This window comes from Pseudomonas sp. MF6396 (genome assembly GCF_002018915.1).
Classification (GTDB): Bacteria; Pseudomonadota; Gammaproteobacteria; order Pseudomonadales; family Pseudomonadaceae; genus Aquipseudomonas; species Aquipseudomonas palmensis.
In genome coordinates this window covers 74,276-90,121 of the sequence record NZ_MVOK01000016.1, presented here as the reverse complement: position 1 = coordinate 90,121, position 15,846 = coordinate 74,276, and the positions used below count along the sequence as shown (strand labels likewise).

General features: G+C 67.2%; 16 protein-coding genes. 5 read left to right on the top strand and 11 right to left on the bottom strand.

Annotation, left to right across the window (positions count from 1 at the left end):
* Nucleotides 1-45: 45 nt before the first annotated feature.
* The 4 genes from MF6396_RS17220 to MF6396_RS17205 all read right to left on the bottom strand — a co-directional run bounded on the left by MF6396_RS17220 (nucleotide 46) and on the right by MF6396_RS17205 (nucleotide 4,178).
* Nucleotides 46-1,209, bottom strand: coding sequence for a Gfo/Idh/MocA family protein (locus tag MF6396_RS17220; protein WP_078481073.1), 1,164 nt, complete (start codon nucleotides 1,207-1,209; stop codon nucleotides 46-48).
* Nucleotides 1,206-1,661, bottom strand: a complete 456-nt coding sequence (gene aroQ / locus MF6396_RS17215) for a type II 3-dehydroquinate dehydratase (RefSeq protein ID WP_043861097.1) — start codon at nucleotides 1,659-1,661, stop codon at nucleotides 1,206-1,208. Before aroQ ends, MF6396_RS17220 begins: the two co-directional genes overlap by 4 nt.
* On the bottom strand, nucleotides 1,658-3,055 hold the full coding sequence (locus MF6396_RS17210) for an MFS transporter (protein WP_078481072.1): 1,398 nt from the start codon (nucleotides 3,053-3,055) through the stop codon (nucleotides 1,658-1,660). Before MF6396_RS17210 ends, aroQ begins: the two co-directional genes overlap by 4 nt.
* Nucleotides 3,056-3,125: 70 nt before the next feature.
* Nucleotides 3,126-4,178, bottom strand: coding sequence for a Gfo/Idh/MocA family protein (locus tag MF6396_RS17205; RefSeq protein WP_078481070.1), 1,053 nt, complete (start codon nucleotides 4,176-4,178; stop codon nucleotides 3,126-3,128).
* Nucleotides 4,179-4,256: 78 nt separating this feature from the next.
* Here MF6396_RS17205 and MF6396_RS17200 point away from each other — a divergent pair, with 78 nt between their 5' ends.
* Nucleotides 4,257-5,210 carry a LysR family transcriptional regulator gene (locus MF6396_RS17200; RefSeq protein WP_078481069.1) on the top strand — a complete coding sequence of 318 codons (954 nt, stop codon included), beginning with the start codon at nucleotides 4,257-4,259 and terminating at the stop codon, nucleotides 5,208-5,210.
* Between the two features lie 58 nt (nucleotides 5,211-5,268).
* Here the strand turns inward: MF6396_RS17200 and MF6396_RS17195 are convergent, their stop codons facing one another.
* Nucleotides 5,269-5,916 carry a TIGR04211 family SH3 domain-containing protein gene (locus MF6396_RS17195; protein ID WP_054916521.1) on the bottom strand — a complete coding sequence of 216 codons (648 nt, stop codon included), beginning with the start codon at nucleotides 5,914-5,916 and terminating at the stop codon, nucleotides 5,269-5,271.
* Between the two features lie 218 nt (nucleotides 5,917-6,134).
* On the opposite strand from MF6396_RS17195, the gene MF6396_RS17190 reads away from it, so the two are divergent.
* Both MF6396_RS17190 and MF6396_RS17185 read left to right on the top strand, forming a co-directional pair.
* On the top strand, nucleotides 6,135-6,530 hold the full coding sequence (locus MF6396_RS17190; RefSeq protein ID WP_052504235.1) for a DUF4398 domain-containing protein: 396 nt from the start codon (nucleotides 6,135-6,137) through the stop codon (nucleotides 6,528-6,530).
* Nucleotides 6,531-6,541: 11 nt separating this feature from the next.
* Nucleotides 6,542-7,312, top strand: coding sequence for an OmpA family protein (locus MF6396_RS17185; protein ID WP_043861092.1), 771 nt, complete (start codon nucleotides 6,542-6,544; stop codon nucleotides 7,310-7,312).
* Nucleotides 7,313-7,315: 3 nt separating this feature from the next.
* Here the strand turns inward: MF6396_RS17185 and MF6396_RS17180 are convergent, their stop codons facing one another.
* Entirely contained in the window at nucleotides 7,316-8,932 is a 1,617-nt protein-coding gene (locus tag MF6396_RS17180; RefSeq protein ID WP_078481067.1) for an inorganic phosphate transporter, read from the bottom strand.
* A 138-nt stretch (nucleotides 8,933-9,070) separates the two neighbouring features.
* On the opposite strand from MF6396_RS17180, the gene MF6396_RS17175 reads away from it, so the two are divergent.
* On the top strand, nucleotides 9,071-9,478 hold the full coding sequence (locus MF6396_RS17175; protein ID WP_054916493.1) for a DUF488 domain-containing protein: 408 nt from the start codon (nucleotides 9,071-9,073) through the stop codon (nucleotides 9,476-9,478).
* Nucleotides 9,479-9,600: 122 nt separating this feature from the next.
* Nucleotides 9,601-10,032: a GNAT family N-acetyltransferase gene (locus MF6396_RS17170; protein ID WP_054916520.1), complete on the top strand. Its 432-nt coding sequence runs from the start codon at nucleotides 9,601-9,603 to the stop codon at nucleotides 10,030-10,032.
* Here MF6396_RS17170 and MF6396_RS17165 read toward each other — a convergent pair.
* The 5 genes from MF6396_RS17165 to MF6396_RS17145 are packed head-to-tail and all read right to left on the bottom strand — an operon-like array spanning nucleotide 10,022 to nucleotide 15,843.
* Entirely contained in the window at nucleotides 10,022-11,530 is a 1,509-nt protein-coding gene (locus tag MF6396_RS17165) for a right-handed parallel beta-helix repeat-containing protein (protein ID WP_078481066.1), read from the bottom strand. The genes MF6396_RS17170 and MF6396_RS17165 overlap by 11 nt on opposite strands.
* 17 nt (nucleotides 11,531-11,547) lie before the next feature.
* Entirely contained in the window at nucleotides 11,548-12,663 is a 1,116-nt protein-coding gene (locus MF6396_RS17160; RefSeq protein WP_078481064.1) for a polysaccharide lyase, read from the bottom strand.
* Complete coding sequence (locus tag MF6396_RS17155; RefSeq protein WP_058540405.1) at nucleotides 12,654-14,054, bottom strand: alginate O-acetyltransferase AlgX-related protein; 1,401 nt, start codon at nucleotides 14,052-14,054, stop codon at nucleotides 12,654-12,656. Before MF6396_RS17155 ends, MF6396_RS17160 begins: the two co-directional genes overlap by 10 nt.
* 38 nt (nucleotides 14,055-14,092) lie before the next feature.
* Nucleotides 14,093-14,737, bottom strand: a complete 645-nt coding sequence (locus MF6396_RS17150) for an alginate O-acetyltransferase AlgF (RefSeq protein ID WP_043860258.1) — start codon at nucleotides 14,735-14,737, stop codon at nucleotides 14,093-14,095.
* 11 nt (nucleotides 14,738-14,748) lie between these two features.
* Nucleotides 14,749-15,843: an alginate O-acetyltransferase gene (locus MF6396_RS17145; protein WP_043860259.1), complete on the bottom strand. Its 1,095-nt coding sequence runs from the start codon at nucleotides 15,841-15,843 to the stop codon at nucleotides 14,749-14,751.
* Between the last annotated feature and the right edge of the window lie 3 nt (nucleotides 15,844-15,846).

The following is a 15,846-nucleotide window of genomic DNA, read 5'->3' as shown; positions in this document are numbered from 1 at the left end:
GCAAAATCAATTCTGCTGGGCCTGCATAAGTGCAGCTTCTGGCGTTCAAGCCTGCGTCCAGCGCCCATCCGCCGCATCCGAGCGCACGCAGGCATCAATGAAGCGCATGCCGCGTACCCCATCCTCGGCCGTCGGGCACAGCAGCGACTGCGCGCTCGGCGCACGGTGCTCGCGGCGCGCCATGATCCGCTCGGCCGCCTCGCTGTAGATGTTGGCGAACGCCTCCAGCAGCCCCTCCGGCTGGCCCGCCTTGATTCGCGTCGACAACCTGGCCGACTCGCTCAGCCAGGCCTCGCCGCGGCGCAGGACCTGGTGCGGCTGGTCCTGATGACGCAGTTCCAGCCGGTCGGGTTCCTCTTGATGCCAGTACAGCGATCCGGTGGAGCCGAACACGCGCAACTGCAGGCCATGCCGGTGCCCGGCCGCCACGAAGCTGGCCCACAGCATGCCGCGCGCGCCATTCTGCAGGCGCAGCTTCACGTGTGCGTTGTCGTCCGACTGGCGCCCCGGCACCAGGGTGCTCAGCTCGGCCGACACTTCGCTGACCTCCTGCCCGGTGACAAAGCGCAGCAACTGATGGGCATGCACGCCCACATCCGCCAGCACCGATGAGGCCCCGGCCTGGGCCGGGTCGGTGCGCCAGGCCAGCGCCTTGACCCCTTGCTGCTCCAGCGGGTGGGTGCCGAAGGCGCTGGCGTGTTCCACCTGCACCAGGCGCACCTCGCCGATGGCGCCGCGCTCGATCAGCTCGCGGGCTTCGCGCACCAATGGGTAGCCACTGTAGTTGTGGGTCAGCAGGTGCAGCGCCGGGCCCTTGCGTGCGCGTTCAAGCAGTTGCTGCGCCTCGGGCAGGCTCGAGGCCAGCGGCTTGTCGCAGATCACGTCGATGCCCTGGTCGAGAAACGCCAGGCTGGCCGGCACGTGCACCGCGTTGGGCGCCATGATCGCCACCGCCTGCACGCCATCGGCGCGCGCGGCTTCGGCCACGGCCATGCGCTGGAAGTCCGGGTACACCCGCTCCGGCGCTACGCCGTAGGCCTGGGCAGCGGCGCGGTTGCGTGCCGGGTCGCGGGCGAAGACCCCGGCCACCAGTTCGAAGTGCCCGTCCAGTTGCGCGGCGTAGCGGTGGGTGGCGCCGATCGACGACTCCAGGCCGCCGCCGACAAAACCCAGGCGCAGGCGCTGGCTGGGGTTGGCTACGGTTTTCATTGCGCGGCTCCTTGCGCGGTGCGCTGCAGGTGGGCGAAGTGGTTGATGGCCAGCACGTAGCCATGGGTGCCGAACCCGGCCAGTACCGCCTGGGCCACCAGCGACACATAGGAGTGGTGGCGGAAGGCTTCACGCTTGTGCACGTTGGAAATGTGCACCTCGATCACCGGCACCTCGGCGGCGATCAGCGCGTCGTGGATCGCCACCGAGGTATGGGTCCAGGCACCGGGGTTGATCACGATGCCGGCCACGCGGCCACGGGCCTGGTGAATCCAGTCGATCATCTGGCCCTCGTGGTTGGTCTGGTGGAACTCGATGTCCAGGTCCAGGCGTTGGCCGGCGCTGTGGCACAGCGCCTGCACATCGGCCAGGGTTTCGCGGCCGTACACCTCGGGCTGGCGCAGGCCGAGCATGTTGAGGTTGGGGCCATTGAGCACGAGCAGGGTCTTCATTGGGCGGTTTCCGTAGCAGGGGTGGTGCGCAGGGCCTTGGCCCGCAGCGCGTCATACACGGGTTTGTCGAGGGCCACGGCGTCCGGCTTGCCGAGCTGGTCCAGGGGCGTGCGGTAGGTTTCCGGAGCGCTCCAGGCAGCCACGGCCGAAATGGCGGTGACCGCGCAGGTGATGGCGCCGATCAGCAGCGGCACGTTGTTCGAGCCGGGCGGGGCCACGGCGGTGAACAGCGCCGGAAGCAGGGCGGTGATCATGTAGCCGACGTTCTGCGCGATGGCCATGGCCGACACGCGGTAGTGGGTCTGGAACTGTTCGGGGAAGAAGCTGGGGAAGATCGCGTTGTAGCCCTGGTAGACCATGCCCCACATCAGCAGCGAGGCGCCGAACGCCAGCGGCAGGTTGTGCAGGCTGATGGCATACAGGTAGACGAACGACATCAGCCCGCAGCCCAGTGCGCTGCAGATGATCAGCGGGCGCCGCCCGATGCGGTCGGAGAGGTTGCCCACGAACGGGATCACCAGCACCGCGACGATGTTGCCCACCACCGGAATCCACAGGTACACGCTCTTGTCGAAGCCCACGCCATAGGCCGGCTGCACCGCGTAGGCGGCGCCGAAGATGGTGGTCACCACCGGGATCACGTTCATCAGCGACACGCCGAACACCACCAGCATGCCGCGCCAGCTGTAGGTGAAGGCATCGCGGATCGGCGAGCGCGCGGTCTGCTTGGCGGCCACCTTGAAGGCCTCGGGCTCCTTGACCTCGCGGCGAATGATGTAGGCGGCGATCAGCACCGCGGCGCTGAGCAGGAACGGGATGCGCCAGCCCCAGCTGTTGAAGGCGTCGCTGGGCATGAAGTACGCCAGCGGCAGGAACACCGCCGCTGCCATCACCTGGCCGGCCTGTACGCCCTGCAGGGTGAAGCTGGCAAAGAAGCCGCGGCGCCCGGGCGGTGCGTGTTCGAGAATCATCGAGCTGGCCCCGGCGATCTCGCCGGCCACCGCAAAGCCCTGCACCAGGCGCAGCACCACCAGCAGTGCCGGCGCCCAGTAGCCGATCTGCTCGAAGGTCGGCAGCAGGCCCACGGCCATGGTCGCGATGCCCATCAGAAACATGCACAGCAGCAACACGTTCTTGCGCCCGCGGGTGTCGCCCCAGTGGCCGAGCACGAAGGCCCCGACCGGGCGCGCCAGGTAGCCCACGCCATAGGTGGCCAGGGAGGCGAAGATGGCCAGCTTGGGGTCGGTGCTGGGGAAGAAGATCTGCGGGAAGATCAGCGCCGCGGCCTGGGCATAGATGAAGAAGTCGTAGTACTCCAGCGCAGAGCCCACCCAACCGCTGGCGGTGGCTTTGCGGGTTTGGCGCGCACTGTGCGCGGCGTCATGTGTGGCCATCGCAATTCTCCGTTTGTTGTTTTTATTGGGGGCACGCAGGCGTCCCGGCGCAGGGCCGGGGCACCGATGTTCAGAGGCTGTCGATCATTACCGTGTGGCCGCAGCGGGCGGCTTGGCCAATGGCGTCGATGACCTGCAGGTTGCGCAGGCCGTCGCGCACGCTCACCAGCGGCCGGGCCTGGCCACGGATCACCTGGCAGAAGTGCGCCAGCTGGCGGGCCAGCGGGTCGGCCTCGTCGAGGCTGGCGGTGGCGCACTGGAACGGCCGCCACCACGAGCGCTGTTCGTCGTGGGCGTAGTACTTGAGGCGCATGGTCGGTATCGACAGCGAGCCCTGGGTGCCGGCCAGTACGTAGCAGTCCTCGTCGGCGTAGCTGGGGTAGTCGAGGTTCTCGCGGGCGGTCTGCTCCCAGCTGCGCGCGCAGGCGGCGGTGTCGGAGAGCATGAAGGTGCCCAGCGCGCCGCTGGCAAAGCGCAGGCTGATGGCGATGCTGTCTTCCACGGCAAAGCCGCGGGTGGCGTTGGACGCCTGGGCCTGCACCGCGACGATCTCGCCGCACAGCGAACGCAGGTTGCCGATCTCGTGGATCAGGTTGATCAGCACCGGGCCGCCGCCGGCCTCGCGGCGCCAGGGGGCGGCGTCGAAGTAGTCGTCGGGCTTGTAGAACAGCGCGCTGCCCATCACCGCCACCAGGTTGCCCAGTACCCCTTCGGCAATCACTTCGCGGGCCTTGTGCAGGATCGCACTGTGGGCGCGGTGGTGGCCCACCAGCAGGCGTGCATCACGCTGCTCGGCGATGGCCAGCAGGCGCTTGCCGTCTTCCAGGGTATGCGCCACCGGCTTTTCGATCAGTGCCGGTATGCCGTGCTCCACGCAGGCCAGTGCGCCGTCGACATGCAGGTGGTTGGGCGTGGCCAGGATCACCCCGTCCGGGCGCTGCGCGCCGAACAGTTCGGCCAGCCCCGGGTACAACGGTACGCCGCAGGCGTTGGCCAGTTCGGCGGCGGCGGGCGAGGGGTCGACGATGGCGGCCAGCTGGCACTCGGCGCTGGCCTGGATCAGTTCGATATGGCGGCGGCCGATCAGGCCGGCCCCGGCCACGGCAAGGCGTAATGCAGTCATGGTTCTCACTTTCTTGTTCTGGGTCGAAGCGCGTTTGTGAGAGGCTAATAAAAAAGCGCCAGGAGATAATCGGGCCAAATGAAGAATCAGAATGCGCTGATAGCGAATAATGAGCCGTTGCTGCGTGACCTTCAGTTGTTCTGCGAGGTGGCGCGGCGCTCCAGCTTCATTGCGGCAGCCACCGAGACCGGGCTGTCGCCGGCGCATGTGAGCAAGCGCATCGCCACCCTGGAGACGATACTCGGGGTCAAGCTGTTCAACCGCACCACGCGGCGGGTCAACATCACCAGCGATGGCGAGGCGACGTTCGTGTGGGCGCAGAAGATCCTCGAGGACGTGGGCGCGATGTTCGATGCGTTGTCCGGCGGGCAGCGCGAGCCGCAAGGCACCTTGCGCGTGTGCACCAGCCTGCGCCTGGGGCGCGAGCACGTGGCGCCGATCCTGTCGCTGCTGCGGCGCCAGTACCCGGCGCTGGAGGTGTGGGTGGAGCTGCTGGACCGGCGCGTGGACCTGATTGCCGACAACTTCGATATCGATGTGCGGGTGGGCGAGGTGCAGGAAAAACACCTGATCGCGCACCGCATCGCCAGCAGCTCGCGGGTGCTGGCGGCCGCCCCGGACTACCTGGCGCGGCGCGGCCAGCCGCGGGTGCCGGCCGACCTGGCGCAGCATGACTGCCTGCTGTTTCGCAGCCGCGACGACCGTTTCGGGGTATGGCGCCTGGTGGGGCCCAATGGCGCCGAGACGGTGAAGGTGACCGGGCCGATGGCCTCCAACCACAGCGACATCGTGCGCCAGTGGGCCCATGACGGGCACGGCATCATCATGGCTTCGCGCTGGGACGTGGCGGCCAGCCTGACCAGCGGGGCGCTGGTACAGGTGCTGCCGGGGTATCACCAGCCGGCGGACATCTGGGCGGTGACGGCGGTGCGCTCGTCAAGCTCGGCCAAGGTGCGCAGTTGCGTGGCGTTTCTGCGTGAGCAACTGGCGCAGGGGCCCTATGCGCTGGCTGGGGGAAGGGCGGGGCAATAGTGGGGCGGCCTTCGCCAGCAAGGCTGGCGCCTGCACCCTGCGGGCGAAGGCCGGGGCCTCAGAACCAGCGGTCGCTGCGCTTGCGCCCGCGGCTGAGCATCGGCAGGATCAGCCCCGCCAGCAAGCCGGCCCCGGCAATGCCGCCGCCGTACACCATGTAGCGCATCAGCACCTGCTTGTTCTCGTCGCCCAGCTGCGCCTGGGTGGCGCGCAGTTGCGATTGCGCATCGCCCAGCTCGGCATTGAGCGCGGTGCTGCGCGCCTCCAGTTCGTCGATCAGGGCCTTGCGTGAATCCAGTGTCTCCTGCATGCCCTGCACCCGGGTCTTCCAGCTGTCGTCGATGGTCTTGAGCTGCTCGCTCAACTGGCTCACCTGTTCGCTCAGTTGCGGCACGCGCTCTGCCTGGCCGGGCACCGTCTGCAGGTCGCTGCTGTTGATCCACACGGTATCGCCCGACTCGCCACGTACCTGGCTGTAGTTGCCCTGGCTGGTCAGCAGGGTGACCTTCTGGCCGGATTTGAGGTTGCCGACGATCCGGTGCCCGTCGGTAGGGCCGCTGCGCACGTAGGTGCTGAGGCTGTCGCTGACCCAGCGTTCATTGCCGCTGCCTTCTTCGGCGTGGGCCGGGCCACACAGGATGACCAGGCTGCCGAGCAGGCCGGGGATAAGAGAGCGCCGTGCGCGAAGCTGAAAAGATGGGGGCATGGTGATCTTCTTGAAAACGGAAAAAATGAAACCCACAGACCATTTTTTGCCCGTCAGGTTCACTGCGCACTGACGAAGGGCAGGCACGAATCGTGGCAATGCCGGAGAAGTTTCCTACCTGACAGCAGGATGCCCCCTGATAGGGGCGGGGCATGACCGGGAATAGTCTTACGCGGCTTCAACAACGGTCTGTCTTTCTCATGTTATGGAGTCTTTCAATGGTTGCTAAACGCACCACGAATTACCTGGCCGCCAGCAGCCTGCTGATGGTGCTGGCCGGTTGTGCCGGCGTGCCCGTGCCCACCGAGCAGGTCGAACTGACCCGCAACGCGGTCAGCCGCGCCGTGACCGCCGACGCCACCCAGTACGCGCCAGCCGAAATGAAGGCCGCCCAGGACAAGCTGTACGCCGTCGAACGCGCCCTGGGCGAACGGAACCTTGTCGCGGCCCGCACCCTGGCCGAGCAGGCCGAGGCCGATGCCAACCTGGCCGAGCGCAAGGCGCGTGCCGCCAAGGCCCAGCAGCAACTGCGCAGCGCGCAGCAGGGCATTGAAGTGCTGAAGCAGGAAATGCTCCAGTCGCCCGACGCCATCACCCCCACGATCACGCCGTAAGGATGCCCGTCATGTCCGTCAAATACCTGTTGCCTGCCGTTTCCGTGATGGGCCTGTTGCTCGCCGGTTGCAGCACTACCGCCGAAAACCCTGGCCTGCTGCAAGCCCGCGAGCACTTCAGCGTGCTGCAGAGCAAGCCGGAGTCCAGCCGCCTGGCGGCACTGGAAACCAAGGATGCGTTCAATGCCCTGGGCAAGGCCGAGCTGGCTTCGATCAAGGACCGCAAGGCCCCGCAGATCGAGCAGCTGGCCTACCTGGCCAACCAGAAGATCGCCGTCGCCGAGCAGACCATTGCCCTGCGCCAGGCCGAAGCCGGCCTGCAGGGCATCGAGGCGCAGCGCACCCAGGCCCGCCTGGACGTGCGTACCGCGCAGCTCAAGGCCCTGCAGCAGCTCAAGGCCAAGCAGACCGAGCGTGGCACCGTGGTGACCTTCGGCGATGTACTGTTCGACACCGGGCGTGCCGAACTCAAGGCTGGCAGCCAGCGCAACATCGACCAGTTGGCCGAGTACCTGCGTGCCAACCCGGAGCGCAAGGTGCGGGTCGAGGGCTTCACCGACTCGACCGGCAGCGACAGCCTCAACCAGCAGCTGTCAGAGCGTCGCGCAGCGGCTGTGACCAACGCCCTGCGCCGCAACGGGGTGGACGCCGGGCGCATCATCAGTGCCGGCTATGGCAAGGAGTACCCGGTGGCCTCCAACGCCGACGCGCAGTCGCGTCAGCTCAACCGCCGCGTCGAAGTGATCATCTCCCACGGCAATGCTGCCGTCGGCCAGCGCTGAGGCCTACAGCAGCCGGGTCAGCAGCCAGTACAGCCCGCCCGACAGCATGATCGCTGCGGGCAGGGTCAGTACCCAGGCCATCGCCAGGTTGGCGATGGTGCGCAATTGCAGGCCCGAACCGTTGGCCACCATGGTGCCGGCCACCCCGGACGACAGCACGTGGGTGGTCGACACCGGCAGCCCGTACATGTCCGCCGCACCGATGGTGCACATCGCCACCAGCTCCGCCGAAGCCCCCTGGGCGTAGGTGAGGTGGGTCTTGCCGATCTTTTCGCCCACCGTGACCACGATGCGCCGCCAGCCGACCATCGTGCCCAGCCCCAGGGCAATCGCCACCGCCACCTTGACCCACAACGGAATGAACCGGGTGGCGTCGTCGATGCGGCTCTTGAACAACTGCACCTGCGCGGTGGCGGCCGCGTCGAGCCCGCCGTGCTGGTGCTTTTGCATCAGGCGGATGGCTTCGCTGGTCAGGTACATGTCGTTGCGCACGTTGGCCATGGCCTCGGCCGGTACGTGGGTCAGCGAGCCGTAGCCTGCGACTTCCGCGCCGATCAGGCCGGCCAGTGCCGCCAGGGCCGGTACCAGCTCGGCGCTCGGTTGCCGCTCGCGCAGGTACAGGGTGAGGGTGGCGCGCGGGTCGCCGACATGAGGCTGCGCCGACTGGCCGAGCAACTGCTGCTGGGTGGCCTGGGCCACGGCGGCAAACTGCAGCGACTGGTCGGCCGGCATGGTGCGGTTAAGCGCGTAGGCCATCGGCAGGGTACCCACCAGAATCAGCATGATCAGGCCCATGCCCTTCTGCCCGTCGTTGGAGCCGTGGGCGAACGACACCCCGGTGCAGGTGGCGATCAGCAGGCCGCGAATCCACCAGGGCGGCGGGGCGTCGCCGACCGGCGCCTGGTACAGCTCGCGGCGCTTGACCAGCATGCGCAGGCCCACCAGCAGCAGCGCCGCACAGGCAAAGCCCACCAGGGGCGAGAACAGCAGCGCGTAGCCCACCTTGCTGGCCTGGGTCCAGTCCACGCCGCTGGTGCCGTCGCGCCCGTTCATCAGCGCATTGGCCACGCCCACGCCGATGATCGAGCCGATCAGGGTGTGCGAGGAGGAGGCCGGCAGCCCCAGCCACCAGGTGCCCAGGTTCCAGATGATCGCGGCCAGCAGCAGGGCGAAGACCATGGCAAAGCCGGTGGCCGAACCCACCTGCAGGATCAGCTCCACCGGCAGCAGGGCAATGATGCCGAAGGCCACCGCGCCGCTGGACAGCAGCACCCCGATGAAATTCCAGCACCCCGACCACACCACGGCGAACTGCGCCGGCAGCGAGTTGGTGTAGATCACGGTGGCCACGGCGTTGGCGGTGTCGTGGAAACCGTTGACGAATTCGAAACCCAGGGCAATCAGCAGTGCCAGGCCCAGTAGCAGGAAGGGCGTCCAGGTGGTGACCACGGTACCGGCGGCATCGATGTCGCGGAACAGGCTCCAGGCGGTGTACACCAGGCCCCCCAGCAACAGGCAGACGAACAGGGTGACGGAGGCGCGGCCGGGGCGGGTGGCCAGTTGTGCAAGGGAGGGGCGGCCACCCGCGGAGTCAAGGGTGGTGCTGATCGGGGTTGTCATTAGACGGGTCCGGTAGGGTGGAAGTCGTGCCTGGCGCATCAAGGATAAAAACCCTGAGTGATGGCATAGTGACTTCGATCAACAAAAACGCGGGTTGCCCAGCTACGCTTGTACCCAGGCAGTGGGAGGAACGTGCCGATGATTCAGTGCAAACGGGCCTATGAGGCGCCTGCGCCGCAGGATGGCGAGCGGGTGCTGGTGGATCGGATGTGGCCGCGCAACCGGCGCAAGGATCAGTTGCACCTGAGTGCCTGGCTACCGGAGGTGGCGCCGTCGTCGGCGTTGCGCCAGGCCTTTCACCGCGGTGAGGTGGACTACGACGGGTTCTGCCAGCGGTATCGCCAGGAGCTGGCCGACCGGCCGCAGCATTGGTGGGGGCTGCTGGACAAGGCCCGTGGCGGCACCCTGACCCTGGTGTACGCGTTCAAGGATGAACAGCACAACAATGCGCGGGTGCTGGCCCAGTGGCTGGAGGATGAGCTGGATCGCCAGGGGCCCGGGAGTTCGCCGGTTTGCTATGCCGATGAGCTGGGGCCTAAAGTGTGACTCTCTGAATCTGCGTTACGGCCATCGCGGGTCAAGCCCGCTCCCACAAGGCCCCCGCCTTACCTGTGGCAGCGGGCTTGACCTGCGATGGCCGCGCCGAAAATCCCCTGACGGGCACCCAAATGACCCCAACCCTGACCCCCGCCACCGACCTGCACCGAACCTTCGCCCGCGACCTCACGCGCCGCGCCATGCTGGCGTACTACCGCGAATTCGATCTGCTCTGGCTGGAGGAAGCCTTCGACCAGGCCTGGGGCTGGCGCGAGCAATGGCTGATTGTCGACGCCGGACAGCCCCTGGGCTTCTGCAGCCTCAGCCAGGACAGCCGTGCGCTGTACATCCGCGAACTGCACCTGGTCGAGGCCGCCCGCGGCAAGGGTATCGGTGGCTGGGTGCTGGAGCAACTGGCCGAATGGGCCGGCAGGCGCCATCTGCCGCTGCTGCGCCTGACCGTGTTCAAGAGCAATCCGGCCCAGGCCCTGTACCTGCGCCACGGCTTCGTCGCGCAGGGTGAGGACGAATGCTTCGTGCGCATGCAGCGGGTTATCGGCTAGCACTCTGCACGCAGGTCAGCCCCGGCTGCGGGGTACCGGCGGCCACCCGGCGTACCTGCACCACGCAGCCCTGGCGCACGGTGGCGTCGAGCAAGGGGCCCTGCACCGGCAGCAGGTCGCCGATCAGCAGGTTCTGCAGCAATGGCTTGCCCTCGAAACGGTTGCTGCCCAGCAGCACCTGGTCCATGCCTTCCACCCGAACCACCGCCTTGCCCACCCGGCCCAGGGTGTTGCCGCCCAGAATCAGCGGCCCGGCCAGCGGCTGGGTGTTGCGCAGGCTGATGGCGTACTCGGGGGTGTTGCCGATGTGGTTTTCCAGCATGACCGCGCCAGCCACGTCGCTGGCGTCCACCGCGCTGCCCTGGCTGTTGCCGATGAAGTTGCCTTCGATCAGCACCGGCATCTCGCCCTTGAGGTTGCGCAGCAGCACGCCGTTGCCGCGGCTGGCGCCGATGCGGTTGCCGCTCAGCAGCAGGGCGCCTTGCTGGTCGCTGACCTCGATGGCGGCCTTGTGCGTGCCCAGGATCAGGTTGTCGTCGAGCCAGGCGCGGGTCTGCCCGCGCAGGCGGATGCCGCTGTTGTTGTCGACCCCGCGAATCTGGTTGTGCGCCATGCGCATCTGGCTGTCGCGCACGTCCACGCCATACTGCTGGGCACTTTCGAAGCGGCTGCCCTCGATCACCCCACGGCTGTGCTGCAGCTCCACCGCCGACAGCTCGCTGAACTGGCTGTCGCGTATCAGCACGCTGGCCGGCCGGGTGGCCGGCGATTGCTGGCTGCTCAGGGCAGTGGTCAGGCCCCGCGACAGGTTGGCGTTGTAGCCCAGGCGGTTGAGGGTGGCGCCGATCAGCTGGGTATGGCTGCCGGCCCAGGCCACCACGAACGGTCGCCAGGCGCGCTCGGTGTTGCTGGCCTTGTCGCCGGCCACGCTTTCCAGGCGTGACTGGTTCAGGCTCAGCCAGCCCTGGTTGATCAGGGCCGTGCCCGAATAGCTGTAGAGGTACAGGCTGGTGCCCTCCAGCACCAGCCCGCCATCGGCGGCGATCATCAGCGGGTAGCTGAGCAGGTAGCCGTCCTTGTAGCGCTTGAGTACCTGCGGGTTGTTCAGGGTGTCGGCCAACTGCGCCAGGGTGATGCTGCCACCCTGGATCAGCACCGCCTGCGGGTGGTGCGCCTGGTAGCCGGCCACGGCGCGGAACAGGCCGTTGTTGACGAACGGCTCGAACGGCCAGCTGCCGCCCTGGGCCGAGAACATCGGTTGCAGGCTGACAGTGGCACGCCCGCCGGGGCGCGGGCGTTCCTGCAGGGTGAAGCTCACCGCTTCGCGGGTGCTGGCCTGCACCTGTTGCACCTGCGCCTGGTAGTCGTTGGGGCTGACCACGCGCAGTGCCTGCTGCATCGGCAGGCCCTGGGGGGCGGCGTGGGCCACGCCGGCGAGGCCGGCCAGCAGCAGGCCGGCCAGTCGGGTAAAGCGGAAAATGCGGGCAGGCTGGGCCATGGCGATTCGTCCTTGGTTTACGGCAAAGGGGGGTAGAAGGGCTTGAGCGGGCCGCCGATCTGACTGTAGTTGTCGACGTTGCCGTCCTCGCTTTCGTACAGCTGGCGGGCCAGGCGGTTGTTGGGCGCGCGGTACAGGAACGGGATCAGCCAGGCCAGCTTGTAGGGGGCTACCTCGGTCTGGGCCTGGCCCATCAGTTCGGGCAGCGGGCCGGGGTCGAGCACCGTGCGTGCGGCGAAGTTGCCCAGCAGCTCCAGGGTCTGCTGGTCGTGTTCGCTCCAGGGCAGGCCATTGGCCCGCGCCGACTCGGCCAGCAGCACCAGCGGCACCAGCGCGTACTGGCTGTAGGTGGCGGCAAGCCGGGCCCGCGCCACTTCCAGCGGCAGGTAGGCATAGCTGCCGTCCCCGCTGCGCACCGCCTGCTGCAGGCCGCGACGCAGATTGCCGTCGGCCCAGCGGATGAAGTCGTCGCGCTGCACCAGCATGCCGCCGGCGGCCACGGCCCAGGCGGCCCAGTAGTCGTGGTTGTTGAACCAGGTGAAGCTGGCGGCCTGGCGTGGCTGGTACTCGCGGATGATCAGTTCGCCGAGCTGTTCGAACCAGCGCGTCTGGGCCGGCGACAGCTGCACCTGGCCGTTGCTGGCGGCCTGAGTCAGCAGCAGCGTCGAGGCCATGGCCGCCACCGCCCACTTGCGCGCCGCCATGCCGGTGCTGCTGGCATCCGGGTTGAGCAGGGCACCGGCCTGCGCCCAGTGCTCCAGCCACTGGTCCTGGCAGGCCAGGGCCATGTTGGCCTGCTGCGGGGTCTTGGCGCGCTGGAAGCGCTTGCTGGCGAAGATCAGCCCGGCGATGAACTGCTTGACCTGCTTGCTCGCCGCCTCGGTGTCGGCATCGGGGCGGCTGCGCAGGGTCGACTTGCTGGCATCGCGCTGGTCGTACTTGCTCTGCATGCGCAGGCTGGCGGTGTACGGTGGCGGCGGCTGTTTGCTGCACTGCAGGGTGCGGTAGTCGGCGATCATCGCCGACTGGGCGGTGGCCCGCGCCGGCCAGATCGATTGCGCGGCCAGGCTGCTGCCCAGCTGCAACCCGGCGCACAGGCCCAGGGTGGCGACCAGCCAGGGCTTCAGAGGCATAGACGGGTTTCCACCTGGGTGGCGGCCTGGCTCGGCTTGGTCGGCTCGAGGAACACCGAGAGCAGGTTGGCCCCGGCGAACTCCTTGGCCTTGCTCAGCTCCAGGTAGTACTGGCCACCGCTGACGGCCGCCTCGCGGCGAAACCACACCTTGTCGCGGGCACCGTTGTCGTAATACACGATCACGTAGAAGTCCTTGACGTTCTTGTCGCTGATGCGGATGTCCAGAAAGCCCTGGCCGCTGCCCAGTGCCTTGCGACTTTCGCCGGCGTTGCTCAGCAGTTCGATGCGGTCGTTGACGCGCAGCGCCGGGCGCTGCAGGCGGTTGCCCAGCACCGGTGTGGAGGTGCTGCAACCGCCCTTGACCGCCGGAATCAGCTGGCGGTACATCTGGTCGGACTCCAGCTGGTAGTTGGCCGGCAGCTCCCAGATGATCAGTCTGGGCGGTGCGTCGGGCTTGTAGTTCTCGGACAGCAGGTATTCGAGCAGCGAGCCGTCCTGGCCAACGCCGGGCAGGGCGTAGTTGAGGATGTCGACATCCAGGTACTGCTTGAGGTAGCCGTCGAAGTTGAACTGCTTGCTCTCGTCCTCACGGGCTGCGGCGTTACTGTCGCCCACCAGGATCACCTGCGGGTCGGGGGCTTCGTCGAACAGTGCGTCGGCATCGTCGGCCACCGGGATGGTCTGGTAGCCGCGCACGTACTGGAAGCCGTAGTTGTTGCCGCAGATGCTGCTCATCGCCAGGTTCATGGTGCCGTCCTTGGGTACCATCACGCCGGGCTCGGTGCGGTAATGCTTCTTGGTCAGGTCGGCATAGAACGGCTGGCGGCGCACCTCATCGGCCACCAGGCGTGCGGTGGCCTCGGCACCGCTGGGGGTCCAGTGGTGGTCGCGGCGAAAGAAGTACTCGCCCGCCGGCGGGGTGCGCACCAGTTGCATCAGGTCGGGCACCACCGCGCCGCCGCTGCGCAGCTGCTGCAGGTAGCTGGCCAGGTTGTTGCTGGCGCGCTCGAAGTCGAACCCGTGCAACTGCCCGGGGTAGAGCTTGTCGCGGTGCATCAGCCCACGGGTGGGCTGCACGGCCATGGCCACGTGGATACCCTGCTGGCGGAACGCGGCCATCAGGCGCGCGAACTCCGGGCGCATGGGCGCGGGGATGCCGAAGTCGTTGGTCAGGTCGACGGCCGAACGGAACAGCCAGCGGTCCTTGCCCGGGACGATCTCGCGCATCAGTTTCATCCGCCCTTCGGCGTATTTCTGCGGATCGCTCAGGGCCGGGCAGACCATGCACTCAAGGCTGGTGCAGCCGGTGCTGGGCGCCTCGGCGGCCTGGCCGGCCTGGCTGGCGGCAGCGAGTACGGCCATCAGGCCGAGGGAGGTAAGGATCTTCATGCGCGGTTCATCATCCTGTGTTCAAGGCCAGCCTGCGGTTACAGCGTGGGGTCGATGCTGTTGGCCACGCTGATGCTCTTGTAGCCATTGGCGGCGGGCAGCAGCACGTAGCTGTACGAGCGGCCTTTCTTGAGGAACAGGTCGTCGAACTGGGCGACGTTGCGCTGATCGACATAGGCGGCGAAGCCGATCTTGATTTCGTTGACCAGGCGGCTGCCGGTCTGGTCCTTGCCCAGCGGGTCGATGACCGAGGTCTTGCCGTCGGAGGTCTTGAGGGCGGCCTGCGCGGGGGTCAGGTTGTAGAAGGCGATCTGGGCCTTTTTCGGTTCGTTGACGTATTTGTCGGCGATCAGGGTCAGGCCCTTGCCGTCATACACCACGGTGCTGGCGGCGTTGGCCTTGAGCTGCGGCTCGATGGCCTGCTTGTCGACCGCGATCTTGTGGCTGCCGGCAGGGGTGAAGCGGTAGCCGCTGAGCTGGCCGGGGGCGACCTTCTGTGGGTTGACCTTGCCGCTCAGGGTCACGTCGATGCTGCGATCGCTCAGGTTGAGCACGCGCACGAAGGCCGAGTCGGCCGGGGCCACGGCATCGTAGAGGTCGGCATTGCCGTCGTTGGCGAGGCTGGCGGTGCTGACCAGCAGCAGGGCGGTGGCGGCGAGCAGTTGGCGTGGCGAACGGGTCATGGTGTATCTCCTTAGAAGTGTTGGGTCTGGTTCATCTGACGCTGGCCGCTGACCCGATGGGCCAGCAGGGTGCGCAGCGGGAATTCCCAGACCACGGTGTCGATGTCAGGGTTGCCCAGCTCATCGCTGGCCAGAAACTGGTTCATTGCCTCGAACGGCCCGCGGGCCTCCACGGCAATGCTCAGCAGGTCACGGTTGAGGGCTTCCTTGAGAAAACCGACGAAGTTCCAGTCGTCGATCTTGCTGTAGCTGGTACCTACCAGCAGCAGGCTTTGGGCCTGGTCGGCGAACAGCTCATCGCTGCTCTGTTCGGCCTTCAGGGTTTCGTACACGGCGATCTGGTTGGCGCCAAAGTCCGGCATCAGCCGGCTCTGGTCGAACTGGATGTAGTTCATCAGGTCGCCCTTGACGGTCTTTTGCGCGACCTGGTGCGACACATAGCGCTCCTGGCCCAGCAGCTCCGGGTGCTGGCGCGCCAGTTCGAAGGCGGCCAGGCGTGCGCCATCGGGGCTCCAGTGGGTGTCGGACTTGAGAAACAGCGGTGGGCCGCCGAGGTTGTCCAGAAACGCCGAGCGCAGCGGCGTCACCGTGACGTTGCGTGCCTGCAGCTGCGCCACGAAGCGGTCGTACAGGCTGATGGCGCGCGGATCGAACGGGTGCTCGGCATGCGCGGCATAGATGTCCAGCTTCATCGGCAACGGCAGCAGCACCAGGCGCTTGCCGTGCTGCGCCAGTTGCGCCTGCACGGCGTCGATCTGTGCCAGCTGGCCTTGCAGGTTGGCCTCCAGGTCATTGGGCACACGGTATTCCTGGGAGGTATAGAGCCAGCCGTCCTTGCCCAGTACCACGCCCTTGGTGCCCTCCCTGAACAGCAGGTACTGCGCGTCGGCCCACAGCTGCACCGAGGGCTCACGCAGGAAGAAGCGCTTGTCGTAGGCCTGCTCGAACTTGCGCAGCAGCTTGCCGTCGACGAACAGGTTCCAGGCGTCACTCTGGTTTTTCGCGAAACTGAAAACCGGCGGCAGGGAGTAGACGAACATCCCCGCCAGCACCAGGCAGAACAGAATGCCGTTGACCTTGCTTGCCGAGTTCATCACCGGGTACATGAC